This is a genomic window from Flavonifractor sp. An306 (genome assembly GCF_002159455.1).
Lineage (GTDB): Bacteria > Bacillota > Clostridia > Oscillospirales > Oscillospiraceae > Flavonifractor.
The window spans coordinates 1-1,646 of the sequence record NZ_NFIQ01000181.1; the positions used below are offsets into that span (position 1 = coordinate 1).

General features: G+C 56.9%; 2 protein-coding genes and 1 pseudogene. 1 reads left to right on the forward strand and 2 read right to left on the reverse strand.

Features of this window, described 5'->3' with window-relative positions:
* Together B5F88_RS19360 and B5F88_RS19365 are read right to left on the reverse strand one after the other, a co-directional pair.
* A pseudogene (locus tag B5F88_RS19360) lies at positions 1-191 on the reverse strand (hypothetical protein); the annotation flags it as partial.
* Between the two features lie 82 nt (positions 192-273).
* Positions 274-963 (reverse strand): HD domain-containing phosphohydrolase, encoded by a 690-nt coding sequence (locus B5F88_RS19365; RefSeq protein ID WP_140402222.1) that lies wholly within the window; start codon positions 961-963, stop codon positions 274-276.
* A 42-nt stretch (positions 964-1,005) separates the two neighbouring features.
* Here B5F88_RS19365 and B5F88_RS19370 point away from each other — a divergent pair, with 42 nt between their 5' ends.
* Complete coding sequence (locus B5F88_RS19370) at positions 1,006-1,485, forward strand: hypothetical protein (RefSeq protein WP_087937039.1); 480 nt, start codon at positions 1,006-1,008, stop codon at positions 1,483-1,485.
* Positions 1,486-1,646: the final 161 nt, after the last annotated feature.

Below are 1,646 nucleotides of genomic sequence, written 5' to 3' on the forward strand. Positions count from 1 at the left end.
CCCACCACGGCTACCGCGGACATGAGGCCGGCCAGCACGGTGCTGATGCCGGCGATTTTGGAGTAGACATCCACGATGATGGTATTTGCAACCGTCCACATATCGTCTACCGCAAAGGCGGATGGTACCATAAAGGCCATCAGCATCATGAGCGTCATGCTCATCACATACACTTTGTAGAGTTTTTTCAAATGAGATCCCTCCTTGCAGAAATAGAGCGGCGCGCCGTCTGGAATGGGACGGCGCGCCGTATTGGAATTGTGCCGTTGTCGTTTACTGCTCCGGGGGATCGGGTTTTTCACCGTATACCTCCTGCTGGATGCTGGAGGCGCGCTCGGCAAAGACGGCCAAAAGCGGCGGCCAGAAGGCGCCGCACTCCCCGCCGTAGACCATATTGGCGGCACGCCTGTGCCGGACCGGCGGCCTGTAACTGCGCGGCGCCACCAGCGCGTCGTAGGCGTCGGCCAGGGCGACGACCTGCACATACCGGGGAATCTCGTTCCCCTTCAGGCCGTCTGGGTACCCGCCGCCGTCCCATCGCTCGTGGTGCCAGCGGCAGATCTCGCAGGCAAAGCGGTGGGTGGTCGTGCCCCGCAGTTCTGGGATAGCCAGATCCACGAGGAACTCACCCCATTCCGGATGTGTTTTGAGCACTTCAAACTCCTTTAGGGTGAGCGGCCCTTCCTTATATAAAAGCGTGGGCGGGAGCATAGCCTTTCCTGCGTCGTGGTAGGCGGAGAGGGCGGCGATGAGTCCGATCTCGTCCTCTGTCATGTCGGGGAACAGCCCCCGCTCCCACGCCCATTGGAGCAGATGGTGGACAAGGGATTGAAACTGCGGCGTGTGGCCGGCATATTCACACGGGACTTTCTCCAGAAGACGGAGAAAGGGCGCGTAACTGGTCTGATAGATCGTATGAAAAACCTCCTTCCGTGGGGGCGCGCTTGTCCGGGGACAAGCCATGTGGTATAATGGAATAAACAATTTTGGATGCAGGTGAGGAAAATGGTGCTTGTATGTGACCACTGCCACTTCCTTTTCAGCAGCGCCGCGCAGCCGGAACAGTGCCCGGACTGCGGAAAGATGGCGGTGAGGGCGGCAACGGAAGAGGAAGTTCGGGAGTTTGAACAGAACAATCAGGAACGGTCACCCTGGGAAATCGTTCATGTGCCGGATTTCGGCCAAGCCGTCATGAACCGGCCGGACTATTTTACTTTTGATTTGCCAATATCCGCATTTGACCTCCCGGATGACATTGTCATGGAGGTCAGCGTGGACTATACACGATCAGAAGAGCAGCCAATTTATTTGGCAAATGTCTGGGCCAGGGTCAAGGATTCCGACTCAAAACATTTTTTGTTTAGCCCAGCAATTCCTGCAGATGAGGACGCGGCCAGGTGTATTGTGGAGTATCTCAATGAGGATGATAAGTTTAAGCGCTTGATGGAATGCTTTGCGCTTGATGTAGCAAGATCTTTTGAATGAATGGCCGGTATGCCTCTATGCCCTGCGGCGGTGAGGCCCCCTGATGATGGGCTGACCGCGTCAGGGCGGCAGCACGGTTTGGTGCCGCCGCCCATATGCGGAAAGAGAATCCATCGGGCGTGTATGCCCGGCAGATCGTGGGGTATTAGTAGCCGGTCTTA

What these genes read in the sequence shown, in the direction of transcription:
- B5F88_RS19365 (WP_140402222.1), bottom strand. Translation starts at nt 963, where the DNA reads ATGGCTTGTCCCCGGACAAGCGCGCCCCCACGGAAGGAGGTTTTTCAT.
- B5F88_RS19370 (WP_087937039.1), top strand. Translation starts at nt 1,006, where the DNA reads ATGGTGCTTGTATGTGACCACTGCCACTTCCTTTTCAGCAGCGCCGCG.